This is a genomic window from Bacillus tianshenii (assembly GCA_020524525.2).
Lineage (GTDB): Bacteria > Bacillota > Bacilli > Bacillales > Bacillaceae_N > Bacillus_AV.
In genome coordinates this window covers 1,199,829-1,224,385 of record CP129018.1, presented here as the reverse complement: position 1 = coordinate 1,224,385, position 24,557 = coordinate 1,199,829, and the positions used below count along the sequence as shown (strand labels likewise).

The window sequence follows — 24,557 nt, the reverse complement described above, 5'->3', positions numbered from 1 at the left end:
TTAATTATATTAGAGGTCATTATCAATAATCCTTTTTTTTGAAAATTAAAAACCTACATCTGTTCTCCTTCGTCACGTTCTATTCTTTTCTTACAATGGTCTTTCTCGAACAAATCAAGAAATCTACATATCCAACAACTTGGGAAACTATATGGATTTTTGATAATTTTCTTGCCCATGCGACTACTCATTGTCTCATCTGGAACCCCCCCTAAAATTGTGTTCAAAAGTTGGTCAAGTGATATTAGTAGATTCCAGATGTATCTTTTCACACTTCATCACCACTCTATTGCAACTAATTCTTCTTGTGTTGTTGCCTTTTTCGCTTGTTCATCTAACATTTTCCACTTCATATAAAGTCTCATTTCTTGTTGTTCACTTTCATCTGTAAAAATAATGAAATCTTCTTTTGAAAGAGTGATAACCCCATGAGAACGTGTACCTAACATTATCTCGCTTTTATTTTCATCTAAGGCAAAACGGTTAGCAAATTTATTATAGTTCATCTGATCTTGTGCGCTATAACCGAATACAACTGGCTTGCCGTTGTCACCTAGAATACTAGAAACAATTTCGCTGTGTAATTCTGTTTGATAAGCGTTGTGTAATTCATTTCGCTTATTTGTCTTCGCTTGTTCAAAAAGCTTTTTTTGCGAATCATCTACAACAATTATTTCACCATCTTTGCTTTCAAGATGAAATGAAATTAAATTAGTTGCGATATAGCTATAATCTTCAACCTTACCACCAAAATTCGGAATAACGTTTTTTGTAATTTCTTCTTGTGGTGACATATTATTAGAAACTGTACCAACAATAGATAAATCGCTTTTTTTATAGCAAATTATCATTAACCCTCCGCCTCCCATATAAAGTCAGTAACACCCAATGTAACACTATAACTCGAATTATTATTACTAATTTCTAAAACCAAATCACTATCCTCTATATAAATGTTCGCCAAATCAGCCACCCCATTACCTGATGCCCTTAATGAATATCCTGAAGTTAAATAAGGGTCATGTGGCTTTCTAAAAGCATCGTTACCGAAAATACTATATGCCCCATTTTTATCTGTAGTAAATCCAACTAACCAATTACCTCCATTAGCTCCCAGCAATAACCCTCGACCCTTTTTCGCTTTTATGCCTAAAGGAATTCGTTTTTTATAAGTTGTTGCAGCATTAATAATTGTTGCTATATCAGACCACCTACCTGTAACTACTGTAGGCAAGACTTCTTTCGCACCTTCCCACGTAACACTAGGCTCTGAAACGTTAGGACTTTCATCATCTATTGAATTTCTACTTAATGTCCACTTTAAAACTAAACTTTCGTATTGTACTACATTAATTCCTGATAAATCTTCTAAAGATTGAATATTCGTTTTCACTGGAGTTTCTTCATAAAAGCGAACCTCCCCCAAAACAGAATTTCCTGAATAGTCGCTATTTGTTTGTACATAAATTTGATAGTATCTATATTCACCAACAATTAAATCAAAATCAACTGATGAATTAAACGCCCACGTAATGTTTGTTTTCGTTGCTAATACATCCCAATTAACTTCGTCATTTGAGCCTCTTATTTTTAATGCTCTAGGCGCGTAACTAATTGTATTTTCATTTGTTGGAAAAATAGAACATTTAAAGAACCTTTTTTGACTTCCTAGGTCTATTGTTACAAAGTCGCCAGCGTCACCTAAATTTACACCTTTGTTTATATTTCCATCGAATAATTGATAAATTATGCTTTGATTAGCTGAGTAACTACCTGTCACCGTAATGACGTTGTCTGTTTTTGATGTCATTTTTGGTATTGCAGAATTCCTATTTCTATAGATTAGATCACAAACCACACTCGTATTAGTAAGCTCACGCTTCGTAAACTTTACGTTACCCCATTTTTTTAGGTCGGATGGTGTGATTGTTTTTGTTATTGTGCCTAATGTTCCTCCAACGTGTAATGATGTAACTCCCTCGATATTAAAATACCAAGAGGTGTTAGTGTTAGTGCCGTCAGACGTACCACTTAAAATATCAATATCATTACTTGTTTTTATACCATTAAATGACGCATACCCCTTAGAAAAGCTTGAACCATAAAGAACTAATCCATAACTTCTACCGGCAATTAAATCAACTTCAAAAGATAAAACATCTCCAGGTTGAACTGGGTTAATTGTTGTATCTAAAATATACTTTGATTCCGAGACATCCCATATTTTAAAACTATCAGCCCCATTTGTTTTACTAGAAACCTTTATTTTTATACCTTTTAAATTATTTTTAACAGCTACTATAATACCGCCATCACTAGCTGTTCCGCTTGTGGTATCTAGTGGTCTAGTTACTGTGGAACCGTCTATTAGTTCAAAAATTTCTGCTTTATTGTTTATTAGCTTTGTATTTTCGTAAATCGCACCATCCCAACCAAATTCCGCTTGATAACGACCATAATCAACAGGCTTATTATTCAATGCTTCCGTTGCTTTGTCGTATGCTTGCTTTACTGCACTCGGCGTAGCCGCTTTCGTTTCATCTTCGCTGTCAGTAACGTTCGATAACTGCACATGACCTTTTTGAGTAAGTGAAGCATCTTCGAGTAAATGCGCAGCAACACCTTCCTCAACCCCAGCAACCCCATCCGCATTTTCCTTCAACTTCTGATCAATCGTCTCAACGTTTTCATTCAAATCGGCAATGTTTACATACTCTCCACCTTCAGGCTTTTTCAAGTTGTAATTCGGTGTATACTTCATGACTGACCTCCTTCATCAAAATTTACTGTCTTTAATTCATCCCATGTGTGAGCTGCTAAATCATCCCATGTTTTGTTCCCTAGCTCTGCCCAAGTTGTATAAGAGAAATCAAAGGAAAAAGACAAATGTGCTGGCTTAATTTCGTTTATGATGGCCTCTAAGTCATTAACATTGTCTGGAATGCCTTTGTCGCCAATAAACTTAATGCCAAAAGAAAAAGCAGAAGGATTTTCAATCACTTCTACCTTGCCGTTTACATATGCGTTTGCGATGTTTTGGATCATTTTCTTTGTTACAGTACCTGTGGTAGCTCTTAGTTTCGCTTTAACCTGCTCTCTTCGAAAATCTAAAGGCTTTGAAGTGTTTGGTTCAATCCCTAAGTCCCGTTCCCAGCGTGAAATCGCACTGAATGTTGTATCAACTATAAAGTTCTCAAATGTCTCGTTTTCTTTGAACTCTAATCTTCGAAATTCAGTTGTAAATGTATCTAGCAAGTTATGAATGACCCTGCTTTTACGATAATATGTTGGCAGTGATTTTAACATAAGCTGCTTATAGTCATGCTCACTTATTGATACACTGACCACCATATCTGTTTCATTGGCCATTACAATAACGCTATGCTCAACATTTACACCTTGGACATCGGCCTCAGAATAGCTCACCATAATACTATTAGATGACTCAACATTCACACCTTGGGTTTGTAGTTGAGAATCAACTGTTATAAGCGCAAATCTAAAATCATTCCACTTATACTGACCCAGCTCATCCCAAGTAAGAGTATTTAACTCATTCCAGGTTTGTTCTTTAATAGCTACCATTGCAATCAACCTATTTCAATCGAACGATTAAATAATTTCTTGGTATTTTAAACTGACTGGATAACACAATCTCTTTTGAAAATTCCAGCTGGCCACGCCATAGCAAGTTACCCGCTGTCTGAGCATCATAGAGGCCGATATGTGTTATTGTTCCCCAATCTTCTGTGGTAACTGGAAAAAGTACATCTTTATTATTTGACGTTTCTCCATCCACAGGCTCCTCGAAAGTAATTGCCTGTCGCTCATAACTAGCTGCGCTTACTTCAGTACCGTTGTTTTTATCGGTTGGATCGGATAAAAACAAGCCAACATAAACTTTCTGAGGGCTTGTATATTGCACACCTCTTAACACGGCATTTATCATTGCGTTTTCTAAATAATTACTTAATGCTGCCACATAACCACCGCCTATCCATTTGTTGTGATTGTACCTAGCACCGCCACCTCTTCTTCTCCAATAAGTACATTTCCAACGTCACCATTGACTAGTAAGTTTGAATAATCAATAACCCCTTCACTATCAAGAATAAGATTTCCAATTTGGCCATAAGACACATAGTCCTCAGCAAAAGCCAAAGTTTTTAAGTACTTATTAAGGCTGTTTTCAATGATTGTCTGCACTTCTTGAAGCGCATAATTATTGGTATCAATTATCAAATCAACAACAAGATTAATAGCTTTTTCTGTTGCACTTACAACGGTAACGTCCACGCAAATTGGCCGTTCTTCCTCAATATGACTAAATACGCTATCAATAATGTTTTGGCTTGCTCCTTGACCATTACTATCGATAATGACTACCTTTACAGTTCCACTTCCGTTCCATTGCGGAAATACTTTTGCATCACCAACACCAATGACCTCTTTGGCCCAATTTCGGTAGTGATATTTATTCCCTGAAGTTGCTGGTGTTCTTACTTTCTCAAAATACCGCTCCTTTAGGGATTCGATGGACTCTTGGTCATAGCCATTTGAAAACTCTTCATCATTTGTTACAGTAGTTAATCCGGATAAAGTGACAGGGAAGTATTTAATGGAACCGACAGGACAGTTTCCAATCATCCCCGCTTCATCAGCCATAACAAGAACGCTTGCTTTTCGTGATGCACCTATTACCTTTGATTCTTGGATCGTATATGTTGTAAAATCACTGGCAACTTTATCACCTTCATTAATGGCTGCACCTTGCTGGCCGGTTATAGTTACATAACCCGTAGCAAATGTTGCTGCTTTCCTTGTGATCCCCTGTTCTGCAACGCGCTTTTCAATAATGTCCTCATTCGAAGAAGTAGAAATGAAATAATCATCCAGCGATTGTTCCAGTGCTTTATATTTATCATTAAACGGAACAGCTACTGCTCCAGTAATATCATAAAAAAATGAACCTACACTTTTATCAAATTCGTCGTTGATGTTTGCCAACATTCGTTTTTGAGCATCATCAGCCATTAAAAGTCACCTCCTGCTCGAAAGCTCCTTCGATTGTTATGACTTGAAAGAAAATCGTCATTAAAGAGCCGTCCCTTGTAAACTTCCACCTTGAAATATTTTGAATGTATGGATGTTGGACAAGCGTAGATGTGACCTCTCTTTTAATTTCCGCTTCAATAAAAACTTGTGGAAAATTTGAGCCTAATAAATCCTCTAAAGTTACGCCATATTCAGTATTGTCATAAATTCTGAACTTGAATTTTTCCGTTCTAATTGTCTTTTCAATCCAAATTTTTAGCGCTTCGATTTCCTCGACCACTAATACTTTGCCGTTTTTCAATATAAAGTCGCCTTTTCGAAAATCAAATAAAAAAGACTTTCCTATTTTTACTTGAGGTAAAGTCTGTTCAGGCATTTCTAACTGTGTAATTTTTGGCAGCATTATAACCTCACCGCTTTATCCATGACATAATACGTTTGTTCATCAGCAGCTGGGAAGATAATAACAGAATCACCTGCTACCAACGTATCTGTAAATAATAGCTCTGCCTTTGCCGTATAAGCTGTATCAACATCCAAAGTACGAATGGTATGACTATGTGAGCTTGCGCCTTGCCCGCCGTCATTAACTGAATCTGTCGTTCCGCTATCTGTATCAGAGAGCTGGATTTGACCTTTTATATCAACTTCTCTTTTGTAGGTATTGAGCAGGCTTTCAGAGAAAACTAGTTCTTCTTTTCCTAACACTACTTTCTCATTCAACTTGATTTTTATTTCCGGAAAAGGTGCAAGGACTTCGCCTATTTGTATACCACTTGGGACCGGATTATCTCTTTCCTTAAACATCTTTGCAAATTCAGTAATTGAATCATTCACTCAACCGCCTCCAATCCGGGAACCATTGTATGAATTCCATTTGAGATAGTATGATTTACATCTGTAATTAAATATGTTCCTTGAAGCCCGGTTATTGGTTCATTTATTTCACATAGCCGGCCTGCTCGAAAGCGGTCATCACCTATAAATTCTAGTCCACTTTCTTCAGATACCTTTCCTAAATCTTTTAATGTATTCAGAGCAATTGTATTAGCTTTTGGAAGCTCTTCTTTGTCGATTGTCACGACTTCTTGCAGCTTTCCGTATTTACTTATTAACGAATCGTTTTTTGTTTCAGCAATGACTTTTTCTTCTGAAACAATTTGCACGGCGTTCTTCATGTCTATAATGCTTCTCTTTCTGCTTGGATTGGAAATTGCTTGTGTAATGTCATGTTCAGCTAAGTTGGCAGCCAATCGAAATTTACCTTTAATAATGCGCTCTTCTTGCTTTTCAAGATAGAATTTCCCTTCTCTCATTTCCATCAAATACTTTTTTCCTTGCTCCTGCTCTACTTGTTTCACAATCTCTTTTATAATGTCGCTGACCTTTTTATTATTAAAGATTTTCTTGATTTTTGTTGGCATTGCTACAATCGTGCCAACTGGAACCCCAAAGTCTTTTAATATTTTATGAATTGCCTGGTCTGCAGCCACACCATTAAATTGATAGATAGCATTCGATTTATTCAAGTAAAAGGCATAATCAAAGACAGTATAAGGAATTGACTTTCTCCCTTTTTTGTCTTCTTCTACAATAATGCCCCTCGTAATCTCTTCTCCATTTTTCAAAATCACCAAGTCGCCTATATCACAAGGATTAACAGGAAAATAACGGTCATCATTAAAAGCTATATCAAAGGTAATTTCGTCTCCTAGCTCATCTTTGTTGCTTCTCCACTGAATCGTTCCAATGAGGGGCGTGATATTCGTCATTGTTGAATCTTTTACTATCCATAATTCATGAGCCATTCTCACACCTGCCTGCTCTCAAGTTTAATGAACTTGAATTCTGATAGGACCAATGAATAATACACATCACCAGAACCATCCTGTATACCTGATTCAAAGTTATCTATGCTCATTGCTAAGTTTATCGGCGTATCCGTAATCACTAAGCGAACCGGAATACGCCGGTCAATCCATGATTCAATGATCTCTACATACTCCCAGCCCTTATACGTCCGGTCTCTTAAAAAGGGATAGTCTTTTACAGGAAAAAAGGAATCAATCGTGATAGATTTCAAGCCTCTTAAACCGATTAATTTAATTTCACCTTGGTTAATCGTTGAATAGGTTTCGTTATTTACTGGGCTTGGAATTTTGAAACTCGAAGGGATAACCGGCAGCTTAATAACTTGTTCTCTGTTATTAATGCTTAGAAAAAAATCCATTTACACCTATCCCTCCTCGTTACATATTGGCTATCCTTTTCTTTAATAAAGGAATTAATTCATTCAAAATCTCATTCATTGATTTATCCACCGCGTCAATATTTTCAATAACAACACTTGGCTTTTGTGATTCTTTCAGCAAACTAATAATGGTACGTAATAAATTCACAACTTCTATTGAACCATTTGTATTGCCTGGTCCTTCATTTCTTGCCATTTGTACTGACTTATCATGCGGATAAACCCTTGAACCATTCGGCAAGTCAACAATCTCGCCACCACGCTCATTGATTTGAGCTAGTCCACCTTTAAAGTAACTCGTACCTAAAGCAAATTGAGGGATAGTCGGGATGCTCATCTCCCAGCCTTCCCCCCCGATACCTGGCACCCAATCTGGAACTTTAAAGCTAGCAAAGTTATTCAAGCCAGTAATCATACGATTCAAACCACTAATAACATAGTTTATTGCACTCCCTGTAGCACTTTTCACACCGGACCACATATTAGAAAAGCCTGTGGTAATACCGCTCCAAACACCTTTTAAGCTTTCCCAAAGCTCTAATCCTTTTGCTTTAACGGTATCCCAGTTTCTCCATAACAGTATACCTACAGCTATAACTGCTCCAATTGCAATAGCAACCCACCCTAATGGTGAAATCGCTAAAGTGCCGTTAAATAACGCCTGTGCAATAGTCATGGTCGTGGTGACACCTTTCCAGACATTTGTTGCTGCAGCTGCGCCTGTTACAGCAAGCTTATAAGCTGTAATCCCTCCTACAACTCCAAAGATAATCGGCTCAAGCGTTCCCCAATTATCCTTAAAGAACCCAAACACTTCAGCAGCTGTACCTTTCGTACTCTGCAGACCTTCTATAACCTTAGGGATAATTTCCTCTGCTTTTGTAGCAACAGCACCAAGAAATTCTTGCCCTCCATTTTCGTTAAAAACTTCAACGATGCCTGTCTGCAATTCTCGCCAAACCTTTTTCATCCTTGCACCGAAATTGTCCTGCATCGTTTCAGCAGCTTTTTTTGTTGCCCCTTCGAACTCTCCGATTGCATCTTGCCCATCACTCATAGACAAAATAACGGTTTCTCGCAAATCTTCCCATTGCGTTCCGAAGAGAGCCACACCTGCAGCATTCTGTTCAACTGGGTCCTTCATTGCTGCTAACCCTGCAACCGTAGCAGCAAATGCATTTTGAGCTGTCTCTCCACCAGCAGCAAAGTTATTGGTCATTAATTCAGCATCTAACCCAATTGCTTTAAAACCTTCTGCAGTAGCATCACTGGCATCAATGGACCTGATGCCAAATTCTTTGATGGCATCCCCAGCCTTATCCATTGTGTAGGCTCCTGCTTCTGCACCTTTTACGAGAACATTTGTGAAGCCTTTAGCATCAAAGCCCAACTTCTCAAAGTACAGGGAATATTCGTTAAACGTATCAAGTAAATCGTCAGAGTAGTCACCTGTTTTCTGGAATGCAGTTGTCATTAAATCCATGGCATCAGTTTCCGATAAGCCTTTAAATGTTTTCGTCATGGTTTTAACGGTCTTTCCAACCTCTTTCACTTCTGCATCCCATAGGCTGCTTATTGTGTAGGCTCCCTCAGCAACATTACTCAAAGCACCGTCATTTAGATCACTAAACATTGATTCTAATGTGGCAACTCCATTTGAAACGTCTGCGATACTCTCACCAAAACCTTTATTAAACACTTCAGTGGTCACACCATTTAACTTTTCTAGCTGAGTGCCAGTTGCTCCCGTTTTGGCAGCCAAATTGTCGAATGCCTGGTCCACTTCATGAATCGATTGAGCAATTGTCGTAAGCCCTGCAAATCCGGCCAACACTCCAACTGTTGTAGCAGCTTCCCTCGCCATATTTGCAAAGCTGCTTACAGCCGTGCTCCCAAATTGATTTATACGGTTTCCAGCACTCCTGACACCACGTTCTAAATCTGACACTTGGTTAGATGCTCGCCTTGCATTCGTGGTAAAGTTCTGGTCTCTTAACGTTAAAACGGCGGATATGACTCTGCTAGACATCTCTTCACCACCAAATTCATTGAAGAAAGAACTATTTCAATGAGTATTTAGCTCTTTCTTCATCGTTGTATTGCTCCATGCTAGCCAGCATGAAAAGCTTTTCATCCGCTCTCAAATTAAGCAAATAATCCATTGAAAACCCTTTTTGTAAGTAGTGATGGATAAAATGGAAATCGCCATCACTTTCTATGAGTTTTTTAAATCTTTAACCTTTTTAATGGTTTTGTTATACCCTGCTAACTCTAATCCTGTTTGAGCAATTCTTGCAATTTCACCAGCCTCAAATAACTTCTCAACAATATCAATCGGTTCTGCACAACCAAATGTTTTATGCAACTCAGAGTCTTTCAAATTGGGTTCCGAAACAATGTTATAGACAACATAGGCATCTGCTTGTTCCGCTTGCACATCGTCATTTGCCATTTGAAAAGCTTCTAAACATAAAGAACGCTCAGGCTTGTTGATCGTAATACTTGCACCTAAGCGTTCAATAAATAACTCTTCCTTTGTATCAGCCTTAACTTGATACTTCTCCTTATTCTTAATTAATTCAGTTAGTGTTAGCTTGTTTACACTCATCTTTCATCTCTCCTTATGCACTGATTAAATCAATTGGGTCATAGTCAGCAAAGTTAAACGGCAGCTCTTCTGTACTTAATGTCTTTTGTTCAAACTTCATCAGCATAAATTCATTAAACGTCACTTCTTTAATGGCTATACGCTCTGCACCGAAAGCATCAGGGTCGTCTAATTTCCCCACAATTGAAATGTCAGGAAGAACACCTTTTTTAACAGCATTCGCCATTAAAGAAGCCCCGCGACTGTATACTTTCTTTACAGTCATGGAGCCTTCGCCTGTCCAGCCTGTCATTTTCTTGTGAGTAGCTAAGTCACCAGCCATGTTTACATCTTCAAAGTCAATCGTGATTTTTGCTTCAAAGGAGTCAATATCCAACCACTTGTCACCGTTCACCCACACAGTCCCGAACGTGCCGTTGATTTGCTTATTACTTTTTACTTTGGACAAATTTCTCGCCTCCTTACATTGCAATTTGGAAGTCTAAGTCTTCCATTGCATCAACAATTTTCACGTTTGCTTTTGCAAAAACTTTACTCTTAAATGTGTTTTCTTTCACTTGTTGCTCAGACCATTCGCTTGTGTCAATGCCAATACTTTCCCATGCTAAGCGTTGAGCTTCTATATTTACGCCAGACCTGTTATCAAAGTTCGGGTCAAGAATTTCATCAGCTTCTAGTCCTTCAAAATAGGCGTTAATGGAAGTGAAAAATAATACTTGATTGTCATAGATATTGTTTACTTTCCCTACATAATAATTGTCATAAGTAGAACGAATATCGTCTGACATGAGGTCCATCACTTCCACAACCCGAATCTTTTTGAAGTCCTCTGTTTTATTCAATGTTGTGGTGGTTAAACTGTTCACGCCTCGCCCAATCTTGATTTTTTCACCGTCATTAATGAGAATCAGCTTTCCAGCATCAATGTCTCCGTTTGGATCGGTACTTTCAATAATTGAATCCACTTCTGAAAGCTCATAATAGGTTGCAGAACGCGTAAATGGCAATGCAGCTAAAATACCGGCAATCCGAACACAATAAGCTTCGGTTGTGTATGTTTTTTCTCCCACAACAATGTCGCTTGTCGCGAAGTTAATAATCCCTTCATGATCGGAGTCGGCATGCGGTAAAACGGCTTTATACGAGCGCTTATCACTTTCACGCTTACTTTTAATCCATGTTTCTACATCAGGTACTTGCTCTGTTGTGATTGAAGGAATGGCTAAGTAATTAAACCTTTTGCTCCCTAATCTTGTTAGCCCTGCAGCTAAATCGGTTGCGGTCGTATCTAATCGCTCACATATGACTTTGGCAGGATTGGCTTTGAAGGCAACTTTAATGAGATCAATGTTTTCTTCGGTCCAATCAGTGCCTTCAACTTGAGTACTCTCTGTATACACTTTCGTCTCAAAGCTTCCGGTATCATCATGCAAAATAAGTGCAACAATACCTCTTGCACTCCGCTTCACTGCACTTACTGCTTTCCCTTTAAACTCAATATTGATTTCTGGCAGCCCCACCATATTCACCCTTTCGTTAGTTCAAGAGTTAACATCTTTTCAATGTTACTTTCATCAATTTCTTTTCCTTCTTCATAGGCAATATCAAAATAAAAATTAAGTACGCCATCAACAATATTGGTTGACACGTCTTGAATGTTAAATTTTCGATTAAGAACGTCCAGTTTTAAATCAAACAGCGCTTCTAAACGTTCCTGAACCTCTAACAATTCAATGGAATGCTGACTTCTATCTGAAGGAAAATAATAAATTCGCACAGTTAAGCTTCGACGAATTTGTTCTGGAAAAGATTCTTTTTTCATATTGTCAAACTCCACAAAAATAGAAGGTCTATGAAAGCCTTCTGATACGTCTGTCGATTGAATATCAATCCCAGCAAATGCAGCACTAATTTTAGAATTTATGGATTTCTTAATATCTTTTAACGTAATCATAGAGAACCTTCCTCTAACAAACCATCTAGCCAATCACCCAGCATTTTTTCTATCTCCCTGTCCTCAAACTCCTTCATTGATTTCTCCAGCACATGCTTTCCTCTTACAAACCCGACTTCTCGGCCATCTTTTGTTACCTGTCTATGGCCATCCTCAATTAAGTGAGCATGAGGTGCTGAATTATATACACGTACAACGATTTCTTTGTTTTCACCAATGAAGACTTTTCCCCGCTTCCATCTCTTCTGGTAGGTGCCTGTTACTTTGTTGACTTCCTTCCTTGCTCTTCTTGCGACCTGGGTTCTTGCTTTGCTGCCAACCTTTCGCATAGCCTTTTTACTTTCTTTTGGCAATTTCCGTTGAGCTACTTCTAACAAATCCCGTTGAAATTCAGTCAAACCTTCAATTTCCATTACTCGATCACTTCCCTGCAGAAGATTTCAAGCGTCTCATTTTTAAAGTAAGGATTGAGAATATATTCAATATCAAAGCGTTTCTCCCTGAACATGATATACATGTCAGGTGTAATTTCCTTACCTGCGTTGTGCCTGACAATAACTTTATGAGTGACATTCGTTAAAATGGTTTCAACTTGTTGTTTTTGCATCTTACCAGTTTGAGGGACAACAGCAGCCCAAATAGATTTAACCTTGCTGAATGACTGTGTTATTTCACCTAATTCATTAGTTGTTTTCGTTTTTCCGTATACGTCAATTCGATTTCTTAATTCACCGGAATTTACCTTAGGCTTGTATCTAAATGGCTGCATCTGTATCATCCTCTAAAACAATTTCTGCAAGGGCTTTATCAATACCTAAACTATTGATTTCACTTAAAAAGTTTCGGTTAAAAAACTCTAAAGCATCGTTATAAACATACCTAGAGCGCTCAAAAACTAGCTCTTTGAACGTTTCATCTGTATTTATGTCATAACTTCCACAAGCTCTTTTTAATGCTGTAACAGATGAAGAAAGGATGCGTCTTAGGTTTTCATCTTCATCGTCCCCCAAGTGCATCCTCTCTTTAAATTGGTTCAAAACTTCATCACTAATGGTCATTTTTTATGCCTCCTATCAGCCAGGAGTTCAGTCACCTTTTTGCAGCTTCAAAATCAAAGTAACACGGTCTTCTTCATTTTTAGCATTGCTTGGGTCGCCATTCAAGTCTTTAATTAACTGCTCTTGTTCACTTTTGTTCAACTTTTTCAATTCAGTTTTCGTAAGAGCTGCCCCATCATCTTTTAATTCCTCTATGAATGCTTTCTGATACTTCGGATGCTTCTTTGACAGCTCGACAATTCTTTCTTTAGTAGGTTCAGTATTTCCTTTAGGAAACTCGTCACCAACCTCATAAAGAGTGCCATTCTCTTTGTCTAAAAACCTATTAATCACTTTGTAAGGCATGTGAGACTATACTCCTTTCATTTTAAACTGCTGGGGTAAAGTCAATATCTAAGTCATACACAAGTGCTGCCTTATTATCTTTTGGCTTGCCGTTAGCAAACTGCTTAATTGTGTACAGTGTGGCATCCTCAATAGCAAGTGTTTGGTCGAACTTCTTCAGCTTGTAGCCACCAGCAATAGCTGCAAGATACTGGCCTTTAACAAAGAAAATTGCTTTACCGACAGGCACTTCTTCTGACTCCACAACTTGAATGTTATACGGCAAGGCCATCACCCATTGACCGCTAGGAGTCTGAATTGTATTACGGGCCTGGACACCGATCGCATCAACTGGATTTACAACCATTACAACCTTGTTTAAGACTTTACGGTTTTTACCGGAAGCATCAGTAGAGAGAGCCTTTACGACTTCATAAAGTTCCCCTGCTACAATTTGTCCTTTGTCAGATGGGGCAAATGTCAATGTTCCAGATGACGTCTTATCAGTAATTGCCCCAGTAGTTGGATCAACATCTTTGATTAATCCGACAGGCTGACTTGCAACCGCGCCTCCCCCGTTAACAAAACCAAATTCCAAACCAACAGAATATGATTCAATCAATACAGTGCGAACATAACGCTCGATCCATTCAGGTCCTAATTCAAGCATGTCATTAGGAATAGCAGCAAATGCAGTCAATTTAAGTTGTCCAATCTTCTCTTCTTTGAACGCTGCATTGACTTGTCCTCTAATGTCACCAAACAATTCACCCCATGCATAAGCTTTAGTGGCATCAGAATAAATGAACTTTGTAACCGCTCCTAAGTCTTGGAGACCAATCGCCTTAAGTAAAGGATGTTCAGTTTTCAAATCTTCAAATACACGCTCTTGAGTAGTGACTGGAAGAAGAGCATCGTCTTTGAACCCACCATCTTGCACAACTGCATTAAAGAACTTAGTCTCTTCGCTGGTAAGAACATTTTGACCTCGTTGCTGCAGAATAGAACGATCTAGCATTTCATCATTGACTTGAGAGCGTACTGTGTTAACTACATTAGATTGCAACGCGTCAAAGAAGTCCTGAAAGGCTTCTGTTTGTTCCTCTTGCGTGGATTCTGCGTTTGCAAGTACAGTCGTCAATTTTGCTTTTGCCTCGTTAAATGCTTCTGATTTTTTAAACTTAATAGTCATAGATAAATTCCTCCAAATTTTATAAATTTAAAAAGAGCTTGCCTAAGTTTCTGCTTTTTACAGGTTCTTGGCCAAGCTCTTTTTGATTTGAATTTTTAAGTTGTTCGATTTCATTTCTCAATTCACTAAGCATTTGATTTATTGATTCAGCATCCATACTTCCACTTGCAGCAATTAATCTATTGTTGTTAGCAGCAACGATTTTATTATTGAACTCTTTCGCTTTGTTCTCGAAGATTTCCGACTCAACTTCCTCAGCAACTGCCTCCCCAAGAACCTCATCAACTAGTCCATATTCTTTTGCTTTTTTAGCCGATAAGTACGTTTCATCATCCAGGAGTTTCTTTGCTGTTTTTTCATCCAAGCGTTGTGTGTAAGAAGCTAAAACAGATTCATTAATGCTTTCTAAGTCATCCGCTACTTTCCTTAATTCTTTGGAGTTGCCCATTGCAATTGTCCATGCATTATGAAGCATTATTTGTGTGTTGTTATAAGCTTTAATTTCATCTGCTCCCATAACAATAACAGAGGCAGCACTGGCAGCAATACCTGTAATAATAGCCGTTACTTTCCCTTTATGAGCGCGAAGGGTATTACATAAGTCAATCCCTAAAAATACATCACCACCATAACTGTTGATTTCTAGCTCAATGTCCTCATCCTCTTTAATCGACCTCATCTTTTGATTAAAGTCCCAAATAGATGAATTCCAGCTGATAATGTCACCTTTGATTTTATGCCTCATTTATCTTCACCTCCTTCTTTCGTATTCATTTCTTGATAGTTCTTAGTAATGTAGTGCTTGTCCAATTTAGGATCGCTGGATGGCTCATATCCTGCCTCCTGTCTAATTTCATTTGCAGTGAAGGTACCGCTTGAAACTAATTTATCAATGCTTGTGGCAAGGTCAAACAGGCTGTTATATGAAATTTGCTTAATTTCTAATCTATTGCCCGCTAAGTACTGTTTTCTAGTGAAGAATTTTGAATTACACTCATCACGTATTTTTTTAAGTAATGGGCTGACAGTAAACATCATATAGTTCCTCGTTTGTTTTTCTACATCTGCCATATCCCCATAGATGAGGCTTTTCGGAATCCCAAATGCTAATGCAACTTGATTTAAAAAGCCGTTCGTCACTTTGTTTATTTCATCCACGCTCTGAGCATTATTTGAATTTCCGTCCGAGACTTCATTGTATTTAAAGCCTGGCTGTTGTGGGATAATGGCAATATCTTTTTCGCCTACTGCTTTATACATGTTGTCGATAAACTCTTGAAGCTTTGCTTGGTGTTCCCGACTTTTAGCAGCTAACATATCCATATCGACTGTACCGCGAATTTGATTTTTTCTTTTTTGAGAATTTAGAAGACGGCCAAACAAGTCACCGTAATCCGCAAACAAACTATCAATCAAGGGTGAAAGCTTTTCGTTCGAATATTTAAGATGAATGACTTCGCTTTGCTTGAATGCCCTCTTAAACTCGTACTCTTTGAGTCTCACCTTCACGAAGATATCTTCCATCACGGCATACTCTTTATGTTCAAAATCATCCGCAACGAGCAAATCCTCATCATCAGCTTGAATGATAAGGCACTCATTGTCATAAATAAGCTTGTACACTACACGCTGCCAGAAAGTACTTGCAGTTGTGTTCTTGCTGGGCCGTACATTTAAACGATAGTACAGTTCATCTTTTTCATACTTATCTCCGTTTCGTATTCTAAATTCAGATTGGCTAATCGTCCTAGCAAGAAATGACGCGCACACTTCGAGCGCCAAACGCTTCATGTGAATTCGAGTTGTTGTTTCTTGAAACATTTCCACATCAAACATAAACCCTAATTCGCTGTTCCGTTTAAAAATCGTGTCTAGAAATCCTATTCTACTCACCCCCCACATCAGAATTTGATATTGCCGATGAAGAAGTCTACATCTTCTTCAAGGATATTGTCAGCCTGCCACAGCGCATGAATAAAAGCGTGGAATCCATCTGTCTTTCGTCTAAATTCATCTTTCTTCAAGAACTCTTTATTACCGTCCTTCTTAATATGAACATAGACATTATTTGTGTACCACCGCATGAGAGGATTATCATCAAATATAATGTTTTGATTTGCAAACATCGTTTCTACTCTAGGAGCTAGAAGTGAATGAATAGCCTTGGGGTTTCGAATATAGAGCAACTCAAACCCTTCCGCTTCCAAAGCTGTTTTGACCAAATCTAAACGAAAGGTATCAGCACAAATTGTATTGACTCCATACTGCTCGCGCATGTTACAAAACCAATTTACAATGTGGGAGATATTAATAACAGGCTCATCGACAATCGTTAAAAGGCCCCTCGCTTCCCATTCCTTAACTGGGATTTTTAACTTTACGTTGTTTAAGAAACCTTGTCTTACAAACGAATGGGTTTTCCAAACATAGTCATCACCAACTTTAAAAAGCAAACCAACTGCAGCAAAGTCTTTGATGCTGGCAAAATCCAATCCGCCTACAGCTGTACGATGGGCCAACTCTGGGAATGGTCTGTTTGTTGCCAATATGTCACCCCAAGAAGCAACCGTTTTATTCAAGTCAACTTCAGGGAAGTTCATCCGCTTTGTCATAAATTCTTCTCGATTGGAAGGGTTGTTAACAAGCTGCTTATACTGAGTGAGGACCTTTTTAAATAATCCTTTAGCGTATGAGCTTCTTGGCTCGCTGAACATCGGATTCGCTTTTTCCCACCTATCAGGATTGTCCATTTCTTTTGCATCATCAATCTTACAGATGAACGGAAACAGAGGATCATCTAGTTCTTTACCTTCCAATATGTTTAACGCCCGTTCCTTCATCTTGTCTAAGAATCCTTCACGAACAAACCCGTCGGTACCAATAAAAAATTCCCTAGCATTCGGTACTTTTCCAAGTCCGCTAGAGAATACATTTACCGTATCGTAATTTTCGTATTGGTGAATTTCATCATAAATGACCGCTCCGTCTCGTAAACCGTCTTTAGTGTTTGCGTTTGACGTGTGAAACTGCAGCATACTTTTAGTATCATTACTTGTTATTTCAACTTTCGTGCGATAAAACATATCTTCCAACACTTCAGCAGAACCAACCACATCATAAATTTCCTTGAATGACGTCTTCGCTTGTAGTTCGCTGTTGGCCACAATAGAGATATTGTATCTTTGTATTCCATGCAACGGACTAATTAAAAAATGACCAAGAGCAGATATAAGCCCGTTCTTTCCAGCTCCTCTTGCCATGGTCCAAAGAAATTGCTCATAGAAAACTGAGTCATCCGCTTTGTAAAACAAAAACACAAATGCAGCCAAAAACTTCTGAAACGACTGCAAAGGGAAATACCACTTCTCTGTAAACTTGATAAAATTATCGATCATTTCATCATCGAAATATAAATCATCTCTCGTCAGTATGTATTTCTCCAGGTATTCAATCAGCATTATGCGCTCTTTATTTAGCTTTATTTCACCCGATTTATACTGACGAATATATTCATCAACGTGCTTATTGCGAATCATATTAAGTCATTAAGTGAGCGCTTATTTTCTTCTGGTGCTTCAGGTTCAAATCCAAATGATTTTTCAATGCTGAGAAGAGAGGCGTTTATTTTATTTCGCTCACCGATTAAAGGGTGGGCTTTCGTAAAGCGCTGCGCTCCGTTCTGGGTGACAACAGATTCTCCTTCTTGTTCTATCGTCTTACTCACACGACGAAAAGATTTGACTAAGCTGATATATCGCTCAACTTTTTCAACTTGTACCAGGTCTTCTGTATCGATGCGTTCCATTAGCTGCTTTTTTAACTTTGTAATTGCAACTGCCATTATCCCCCCACCCCCCCCCTATCGTGAACTTTTCAGGTGAAAATCTGAAAAAAAGAGTCCCCATGCGGTCAATGGATTTTTCGGTAAAAACCAAACTTTTTAACCGGGGGGGACCTACCATTTCTCATCATTCCATCTGGGTTCCTTGTATTGATATCCTTTTTCGTGAATTTCATTATGGCAACGAATGCAAAGTGTTGTGGTGTTGTGCAATGAGAGAGCTAACTCAGGATGGTCCTCGATTTCTTTAATGTGATGAACATTTAATTCAATACTCTTTCGTTCACCTTCAACCTTTACTGAATCAACATAAACACGTCCGAGTTTTTTACAACGTTGACATTCATAGTTGTCACGCTTTAATGCTTGCTGTCGTATACCATTCTTCCCTGCCCATGATGTAGAATTGTAGAACTTTTTCTTTTGTGCTTTTGTTTTGTATTCAGGCAATGGTAATCAACTCCAAAAGAAAAAGCACCTCTAAAGAGGTCCTCACTTTTTTAATCTTCCTTTATTAGCTTCTTTTTTGACTTTCTCCCATTCTTCTTTAAGATACACTCTTGACTTTTCTACTAAATCATTTAAATGATTATCGAGGTCTCTTTTCCCCTCATACCCGTACTTCTTTTTTATATCTTCATTTATTTTTTTAATAACATTGTTAATAAAGTCTACTCCCAGTTGTTGTTCTCCCATGAAATACCTTTTCGCTTCTTCGACTCCAATAGTTTCTTCTGCAACCTCCTCAAAATACTTTTTGAATTTTGGAGAAATTAACTCCTTCCGCTTTTCTTCATCAGACAAATTTAATAGGTTTTTCATTTCGTATAAACCTGTAATTTTATTATTTATCTTACTTATTAAATCGTTTATTTCTTCATCCTTTGGATCAGTATAGTTTAAATGCAATTTAATTCTGTTCTGCAAATAAATCAATCTCTCGATATAATCCGCAAATTCTTTACCTTCTAATGTGGGCTTATCGTCATATACTGTCGTCATTGACAAATACTCAGATACTAATTCTTTGAGTTGACCCATCCATTTTACTCTCTCCGAAGTTATTGCATTAACATACAACGATCTTGAATTATTTTTTAATGTAACAAAAATATTTATTAATCCAACAACGAACGTAAGAATTATACCAACTAAAGTGATGAACTCTTTTATTTTCAATTCACTATTCCCAACTTCTTGTATTGCTGTACCCAATAAAGTCAAAAACCCTACCTCCTCTCGCCTACTCTAATTCGACAAAAGGATCTACAAACCTTCAAATATTTGTAAATATATCATGATTATTTTCCTTCTCACTATTAGCTGGCAAGTGGATGACAGAGTTCCCTTCAATGGATAAACAGTGTAACTGGGCTAAGCGCTGAACCCCTTGTCACTCAACAGCTACAGGCTTTTTATAAAAAAATTCGACATTCGCATATTTAAAGAGAATTAATGGGTAAATCAAATTTTAAACTTAAGCATGGCGCTATCCAGAATGTCCTGGTTAACGCCAATATACCTTAGCGTTATTTTCGGATCGGAATGATTGAAGATTTCTTGCAGCATGGCTACATCCTTTGTTTGATGATAAAAGTGATAGCCAAAGGTCTTTCGTAGTGTATGAGTCCCAATATCTTTAAGGTTGTGTTTTTCAGCAGCGCTTCTTAATATTTTATAAGCCATGCTGCGGGAAATTGGTTTATTGCTTCCTTCTCTGCTCCTGAACACATAATGATGATCTGGCTTGCCTTCAACGAAAGCTCTTAAATCTCTACCCAGCTGAGGCGTTAACCTTATCTTTTTTGATTTCCTTGTCTTAAGCTCCTTCATCTTGAGGTGTGTGCCTTTAACATCTCCAACCTTAAGAGCAAGAATGTCAGATATCCGCAGGCCTGTACTAACACCAAGGAAGAAAAGTATGTAATTACGTTCACTTTGATTTCTCAAATAGGCTTTTACCTTTTCTACTTTTTCCATGTCTCGAATCGGCTCAACTGCATTCACGCTCATCCCTCCTTTGGTTCATCCAGCGGTCTAGCTTTTGCCTTGCTCGAATTTTGTATGTCTTTACTGAGGAGACACGGATTGATAATGCCTCTGCTATCTCCTCATTAGAAAGCATAGCGACTTCACTCATTGTAAAAACTTCTTTCTCCCGTTCTGACAGCTCCCACATGGCTTCATTCATTAATTCTCTATCGGCGTCCGTGACTTGGGATTCTCTTGCTTCAATTAATGCATCTTCTTCTGACTTTGTTTTATCAAGCACCAAAGGGTCACATTGAAAAGTTAATTGGTCATACCCTCTCCGTTCTGCTCCTCTCCGGCTTTCGGGACAGCGTGCTGTTCGCATCCATTGCAAAGAATAAGCAATATCTCGTTCCATACTATTAAGCAGCGATATATCTTTCTGCAGCTGCGTTATTTTTTCCACGTCTTCTATCCGCTCCAACTTATTTTTCAGCGTCCTCTTAGTGGCATTTACTTGTTTCAAAGATTGTTTATATTCACGAATTAGTGATTGCATTTAGTCTTCCCCCCTTCCACTACCTTTTCCGAATAACCGCTCCGCGACGACGCCCATATGTAGGTCGATTCATTCCCATTAGTTCTTTGATATCTCGTTCTGTTAATTGATTTTCTGCTTTTCGCTGTTTTTGCTTTTGTTGCTTACGTTTGTTTTTCACCTAACTCATCCTCTCTGAACAAAATAAAAGAGGACACCAACTAAGCGCTGCATGTGCAGCTAACCTAATCAGTGTCCTCCAGTGGGCTGGTGGGACAAATATATTGCAAACTACTTTTAATATTTATTTTTATATATTTTCAAAATTTAATACTTGATCTATTTATCAGCTACATTCATACCTCTTATAAACCTTCTTGTTTTTTTGAAGAATTAAAGTTTTCATTGAAACGGAATATATGTTTGAAAGCTCTTTTACAACTTCTTTTAATCTCTGATTATACATGGTATTAGAATTTTCCCTAAACATTAAATGATAAAAAGATGCCCAAAAAATCGCTGCATCATCAAAATAAATTTCCTTATCAGGTCCTACTATCGATAAAACTTTGTATGGAGTTAAGGCCTCTGCTAATTTATCTCCTTGTAAAACACTGCAAGAAGATAAAAAAATTCTCCGTTTTTCTATAGGTTTTTCCAATAACTGAGAAAACTTTTCAAATGAAATATCATCTAACGTCAAACCGAAACCTTCTTCATCACCATGACAAGCTAAGTGTAAATATCTAAAAGACGATTCTCTGAATTGTTTTAGTACTGCCTTTAATTCTTTTTCTGTCCTTATATATTTATAGACCACTTCTACATCTAATAACTTAAGCATTTTAGTTAGGACTTCACCTTCAAAGAGTTGCTCATCTTCTTCACTAAATTTATTTGACTCAACAATAAATACTCCAGCTTTCAATTTGCTTGTCTTTCTTTTCATTTTAAACTACCTCATTTCACTAACTTTAAAGGGAATTAGTGTTCAATTACTTTTTAAAACATTACTGCATTCTACAAAAAATTATCTATCCTTTAATAACAAATCAAAACTATTGGATGTATATAGATACTTTTGCCCCTATCAACCATTCAAAAGGGTTTGAAGAGTAGGGTATTCCTTGTTGTTAAAAGGCTCAATTGTTTTTATAAATATATACTTTGTATAGTAGATCATCGATTTAATGCTAAATTATTTAACTGTTCAAAAAAATCTCTTAGAAAATCAGATATATCCTTGATAACAAAAAAACAAAAATCTTTTTCAATAACTATTTCTTTACTATAAATATCAATAGTAACATTTGGAAGTTCTTGTACATCTCTATAAGCCCAGTCCTCTTTCGAAACCTTTCCTAATGCATGAATAACTTTATTTCTAATGTTTTTATATTTTAATATATTAAACCATTGTTCTGTTTGTGGAAAATTGAAATCGAGTCCTTGTGTCATCTTTTCCTTTATCTTTTCAATAGTACTTATTTTCTTGCTTATCCTTATATTTTGAAGTTCAGGGTAATTAGCTTCAATATATTTGTACGTTGAACATAAGCATGATTCTAGTATAGAATAAGCGTTAATCAAAATAGATCTTCTTAATAGGTTAGGAAACAATTTGTTTAGCTCCTCATATTTATCTATATGAAAATCCCAAAACTCTTTAATATCTTGTTCACTCAAGCCATAAGTTTGGAGTTTGGTTTCATCGATAAACTTATCTTTGTTAGCATTAATATTTCTTTCAACTTCAAAATAGTAATTTAACAATGTATCTAATTCAATCCTGGCTAATATATGAGTAGAACCATAGATTTGTCTAAGCATAATTTAACCCCTTTATTATAATATGCATAAAACCATACAATTCAAAACTCCTCCCCCTCTTCATTCCTCATCCGCTTCACTTTGCCTTGATGTGTGATTATCCTATACTCCCCATGCGATGGTAATCGACAAATTTTGGCTTTCCCCTCACAATATACTACAACAAATGGCTCATTTCCTTCTTTTTCTAGGTCTATTTCTAGTGTACTGCTGTCTTTAATTGTTAGAATTTGTGATTTCATGAGGATTCCTCCTGTGCTATAATGTAAATAACATCCAGAATAACTAATTTTCCCTATATAAGCCAGGAGGAATCCTGGCTTTTTAACTTGCATTATTTTGTTCGTATTTTTGGGATAACTGTCCCTCCAAGACTTTTGCATTCTGCTCCGGCACGGGTGAAACAGCGATTAAAGAGTCTACATCGGTTCATGCAGCGCATTAGCTTATCTTCTTTTTTCATCCATTCCTTACGTGTATCAATCACAACCCCTTGCATGTACAATTTCACCACCCAGTAAAATAGTAGTTTCTTGAATTGTGACATTACGCGATAGAGTATTTACCATTAAATACGTGATTCCAGGTTAGGTTGAATACACCAAAGTACTTCCATTGTAAATATTGAAAACTAGTATTCTTATTCACTGGAACGGCCTTTCCCATATGATGAAAAAGAACTTTCTTACCTTCCAGAACTGCCTTTTGCGCCTCATTCCAAGTGATATATATAGAATGATTTAGCCCGCATACTGGACATTTCAATTTGTAGTCAACATTAAATTCATAACTACATTTCATACATGTATTCAAGTTCATCACCTTCACCATTTTTCCTAAACAGAAATGTCTTTTATAGTTGATCGTGTGTAGTCAATTTTATTGCCATCTTTATAACCTTTTGTATAAGCATTAGATTCTTGAACAGATGGAATTCTAAAAGGAGTTCCCTTGCCTGTTACTTGTTTCTTATATTCTTCTTTTACTTCTTCCGGTACAAGGACCATTAAAGCATTTTCTTCTTTCTTCATTTGCTCAAATTGTTCCTGAAATTTCTGTTCTAACCCTTCTAAAAAACCCAACATATAGGAATTCTTTAAAGCTATTGTAATTCTCTTTAATCTGTTTGTTTTGTGGGCGATATAATATTCCTCAACATATATTTTTGATAATGTGGTTATGGCTTCATACGCTAACATATACATTTCCTTTGCTAACTTCACATCTGATTCATAACCAAGGAAACATATTGCTTTCTTCCGTTTCGTTTCTCCCTTTAGTTTCTTTCTGTTGATATACGACTTAACTCGGAAATTTTCTCCCATCACGTTGGCAAGATGTCGCTCCCACCAATATAATTGCTTATGAATCGTGACTTGACCAGAATCAATATTCTCTTTGTTTTCTTCCAATTTTACTTCATTCAAAGAAATGTTATTTTTTAGCATTAGTTTTTGAGCCATAAGAAATGCAGATTGAGCTTCATCTTCGTTTGAGTTGTTTTCTGATAATGAAAGTAATCCTTTAATTTTTTTAATGATTTTTTGATTTCTTTCATTCAACACATTAGCCATTACTTCACCCTCTCCCACTCAAATTTTCATAAAAATGGAATTTAACACACCAAAATGCTAAAATATACATACAAACAAGATTTAACATATTCTGTGTGCTTGTATGTTTGTCACTCTTTTCCTGAGGAGTGACCTTTTTTTATGCACTCTCACTCTTAACATTCACAAACTCTTCCTGCAGCTCACTGTATGTAAGCTCATCAACCTTCCGGCCATCCGGCATTTGCTTAACACCCATCATGTTCAGTAAATCAATATATTCGTTCCGCTTCTGCTCAACTGCAGCACGTAAAATTCCTGCTTGGTCCATCTTCAACCTCTCCTTTCCCAGCGAGTACAAGCTGACCAATTTCCAGAATGG

The 24,557-nt window shown here is 37.3% G+C and carries 33 protein-coding genes; all 33 read right to left on the bottom strand.

Features of this window, described 5'->3' with window-relative positions; genetic code table 11:
* Positions 1-278 precede the first annotated feature (278 nt).
* Complete coding sequence (locus LC040_06120; GenBank protein ID WLR52476.1) at positions 279-851, bottom strand: hypothetical protein; 573 nt, start codon at positions 849-851, stop codon at positions 279-281.
* Positions 851-2,761 carry a phage tail protein gene (locus LC040_06115; protein WLR52475.1) on the bottom strand — a complete coding sequence of 637 codons (1,911 nt, stop codon included), beginning with the start codon at positions 2,759-2,761 and terminating at the stop codon, positions 851-853. Before LC040_06115 ends, LC040_06120 begins: the two co-directional genes overlap by 1 nt.
* Entirely contained in the window at positions 2,758-3,585 is an 828-nt protein-coding gene (locus tag LC040_06110; protein ID WLR52474.1) for a DUF2313 domain-containing protein, read from the bottom strand. Before LC040_06110 ends, LC040_06115 begins: the two co-directional genes overlap by 4 nt.
* A gap of 10 nt (positions 3,586-3,595) precedes the next feature.
* Positions 3,596-3,982 (bottom strand): hypothetical protein, encoded by a 387-nt coding sequence (locus LC040_06105; GenBank protein WLR52473.1) that lies wholly within the window; start codon positions 3,980-3,982, stop codon positions 3,596-3,598.
* Between the two features lie 11 nt (positions 3,983-3,993).
* Positions 3,994-5,034, bottom strand: a complete 1,041-nt coding sequence (locus tag LC040_06100) for a baseplate J/gp47 family protein (protein WLR52472.1) — start codon at positions 5,032-5,034, stop codon at positions 3,994-3,996.
* A complete protein-coding gene (locus LC040_06095; GenBank protein WLR52471.1) occupies positions 5,027-5,458 on the bottom strand; it encodes a DUF2634 domain-containing protein in 432 nt (143 codons plus the stop codon). The genes LC040_06100 and LC040_06095 overlap by 8 nt, the downstream gene beginning before the upstream one ends.
* Positions 5,458-5,892, bottom strand: a complete 435-nt coding sequence (locus tag LC040_06090; GenBank protein WLR52470.1) for a DUF2577 domain-containing protein — start codon at positions 5,890-5,892, stop codon at positions 5,458-5,460. The genes LC040_06095 and LC040_06090 overlap by 1 nt, the downstream gene beginning before the upstream one ends.
* Positions 5,889-6,863 carry a hypothetical protein gene (locus tag LC040_06085; GenBank protein ID WLR52469.1) on the bottom strand — a complete coding sequence of 325 codons (975 nt, stop codon included), beginning with the start codon at positions 6,861-6,863 and terminating at the stop codon, positions 5,889-5,891. The genes LC040_06090 and LC040_06085 overlap by 4 nt, the downstream gene beginning before the upstream one ends.
* Before the next feature lie 2 nt (positions 6,864-6,865).
* Positions 6,866-7,285: a hypothetical protein gene (locus LC040_06080; protein WLR52468.1), complete on the bottom strand. Its 420-nt coding sequence runs from the start codon at positions 7,283-7,285 to the stop codon at positions 6,866-6,868.
* Between the two features lie 19 nt (positions 7,286-7,304).
* The gene (locus LC040_06075; protein WLR52467.1) at positions 7,305-9,335 is read right to left on the bottom strand and encodes a hypothetical protein; all 2,031 of its coding nucleotides are present in this window, start codon (positions 9,333-9,335) and stop codon (positions 7,305-7,307) included.
* Between the two features lie 186 nt (positions 9,336-9,521).
* Entirely contained in the window at positions 9,522-9,914 is a 393-nt protein-coding gene (locus tag LC040_06070) for a hypothetical protein (protein WLR52466.1), read from the bottom strand.
* A 13-nt stretch (positions 9,915-9,927) separates the two neighbouring features.
* Positions 9,928-10,362: a phage tail tube protein gene (locus LC040_06065; protein WLR52465.1), complete on the bottom strand. Its 435-nt coding sequence runs from the start codon at positions 10,360-10,362 to the stop codon at positions 9,928-9,930.
* A 13-nt stretch (positions 10,363-10,375) separates the two neighbouring features.
* The gene (locus LC040_06060; protein WLR52464.1) at positions 10,376-11,437 is read right to left on the bottom strand and encodes a phage tail sheath C-terminal domain-containing protein; all 1,062 of its coding nucleotides are present in this window, start codon (positions 11,435-11,437) and stop codon (positions 10,376-10,378) included.
* A 2-nt stretch (positions 11,438-11,439) separates the two neighbouring features.
* On the bottom strand, positions 11,440-11,868 hold the full coding sequence (locus LC040_06055; GenBank protein WLR52463.1) for a hypothetical protein: 429 nt from the start codon (positions 11,866-11,868) through the stop codon (positions 11,440-11,442).
* Positions 11,865-12,281 carry an HK97 gp10 family phage protein gene (locus LC040_06050; protein ID WLR52462.1) on the bottom strand — a complete coding sequence of 139 codons (417 nt, stop codon included), beginning with the start codon at positions 12,279-12,281 and terminating at the stop codon, positions 11,865-11,867. The genes LC040_06055 and LC040_06050 overlap by 4 nt, the downstream gene beginning before the upstream one ends.
* Positions 12,281-12,637: a phage head closure protein gene (locus tag LC040_06045; protein ID WLR52461.1), complete on the bottom strand. Its 357-nt coding sequence runs from the start codon at positions 12,635-12,637 to the stop codon at positions 12,281-12,283. The genes LC040_06050 and LC040_06045 overlap by 1 nt, the downstream gene beginning before the upstream one ends.
* Positions 12,624-12,926, bottom strand: a complete 303-nt coding sequence (locus tag LC040_06040) for a hypothetical protein (protein WLR52460.1) — start codon at positions 12,924-12,926, stop codon at positions 12,624-12,626. The genes LC040_06045 and LC040_06040 overlap by 14 nt, the downstream gene beginning before the upstream one ends.
* Before the next feature lie 27 nt (positions 12,927-12,953).
* Positions 12,954-13,271, bottom strand: a complete 318-nt coding sequence (locus tag LC040_06035; GenBank protein ID WLR52459.1) for a hypothetical protein — start codon at positions 13,269-13,271, stop codon at positions 12,954-12,956.
* A 22-nt stretch (positions 13,272-13,293) separates the two neighbouring features.
* The gene (locus LC040_06030) at positions 13,294-14,442 is read right to left on the bottom strand and encodes a phage major capsid protein (protein WLR52458.1); all 1,149 of its coding nucleotides are present in this window, start codon (positions 14,440-14,442) and stop codon (positions 13,294-13,296) included.
* Positions 14,443-14,461: 19 nt separating this feature from the next.
* Positions 14,462-15,187, bottom strand: coding sequence for a Clp protease ClpP (locus tag LC040_06025; GenBank protein WLR52457.1), 726 nt, complete (start codon positions 15,185-15,187; stop codon positions 14,462-14,464).
* Entirely contained in the window at positions 15,184-16,335 is a 1,152-nt protein-coding gene (locus tag LC040_06020) for a phage portal protein (GenBank protein ID WLR52456.1), read from the bottom strand. The genes LC040_06025 and LC040_06020 overlap by 4 nt, the downstream gene beginning before the upstream one ends.
* An 8-nt stretch (positions 16,336-16,343) precedes the next feature.
* A complete protein-coding gene (locus LC040_06015; protein WLR52455.1) occupies positions 16,344-17,978 on the bottom strand; it encodes a terminase large subunit in 1,635 nt (544 codons plus the stop codon).
* On the bottom strand, positions 17,975-18,283 hold the full coding sequence (locus tag LC040_06010) for a P27 family phage terminase small subunit (protein ID WLR52454.1): 309 nt from the start codon (positions 18,281-18,283) through the stop codon (positions 17,975-17,977). The genes LC040_06015 and LC040_06010 overlap by 4 nt, the downstream gene beginning before the upstream one ends.
* A 114-nt stretch (positions 18,284-18,397) precedes the next feature.
* Positions 18,398-18,733: an HNH endonuclease gene (locus tag LC040_06005; protein ID WLR52453.1), complete on the bottom strand. Its 336-nt coding sequence runs from the start codon at positions 18,731-18,733 to the stop codon at positions 18,398-18,400.
* Positions 18,734-18,775: 42 nt separating this feature from the next.
* Positions 18,776-19,507, bottom strand: coding sequence for a hypothetical protein (locus tag LC040_06000; GenBank protein WLR52452.1), 732 nt, complete (start codon positions 19,505-19,507; stop codon positions 18,776-18,778).
* Between the two features lie 240 nt (positions 19,508-19,747).
* A complete protein-coding gene (locus LC040_05995; protein ID WLR52451.1) occupies positions 19,748-20,290 on the bottom strand; it encodes a tyrosine-type recombinase/integrase in 543 nt (180 codons plus the stop codon).
* Positions 20,277-20,813 carry a sigma factor-like helix-turn-helix DNA-binding protein gene (locus LC040_05990; protein WLR52450.1) on the bottom strand — a complete coding sequence of 179 codons (537 nt, stop codon included), beginning with the start codon at positions 20,811-20,813 and terminating at the stop codon, positions 20,277-20,279. The genes LC040_05995 and LC040_05990 overlap by 14 nt, the downstream gene beginning before the upstream one ends.
* 19 nt (positions 20,814-20,832) lie before the next feature.
* A complete protein-coding gene (locus LC040_05985; protein WLR52449.1) occupies positions 20,833-20,973 on the bottom strand; it encodes a hypothetical protein in 141 nt (46 codons plus the stop codon).
* A gap of 165 nt (positions 20,974-21,138) precedes the next feature.
* Positions 21,139-21,741: a hypothetical protein gene (locus LC040_05980; protein ID WLR52448.1), complete on the bottom strand. Its 603-nt coding sequence runs from the start codon at positions 21,739-21,741 to the stop codon at positions 21,139-21,141.
* A 230-nt stretch (positions 21,742-21,971) separates the two neighbouring features.
* On the bottom strand, positions 21,972-22,622 hold the full coding sequence (locus LC040_05975; GenBank protein WLR52447.1) for a hypothetical protein: 651 nt from the start codon (positions 22,620-22,622) through the stop codon (positions 21,972-21,974).
* A gap of 41 nt (positions 22,623-22,663) precedes the next feature.
* On the bottom strand, positions 22,664-22,864 hold the full coding sequence (locus tag LC040_05970; protein ID WLR52446.1) for an XtrA/YqaO family protein: 201 nt from the start codon (positions 22,862-22,864) through the stop codon (positions 22,664-22,666).
* A gap of 594 nt (positions 22,865-23,458) precedes the next feature.
* Positions 23,459-24,196, bottom strand: coding sequence for a DUF2786 domain-containing protein (locus LC040_05965; protein ID WLR52445.1), 738 nt, complete (start codon positions 24,194-24,196; stop codon positions 23,459-23,461).
* Between the two features lie 139 nt (positions 24,197-24,335).
* Positions 24,336-24,506 carry a Fur-regulated basic protein FbpA gene (gene fbpA / locus LC040_05960; protein WLR52444.1) on the bottom strand — a complete coding sequence of 57 codons (171 nt, stop codon included), beginning with the start codon at positions 24,504-24,506 and terminating at the stop codon, positions 24,336-24,338.
* Positions 24,507-24,557 lie beyond the last annotated feature (51 nt).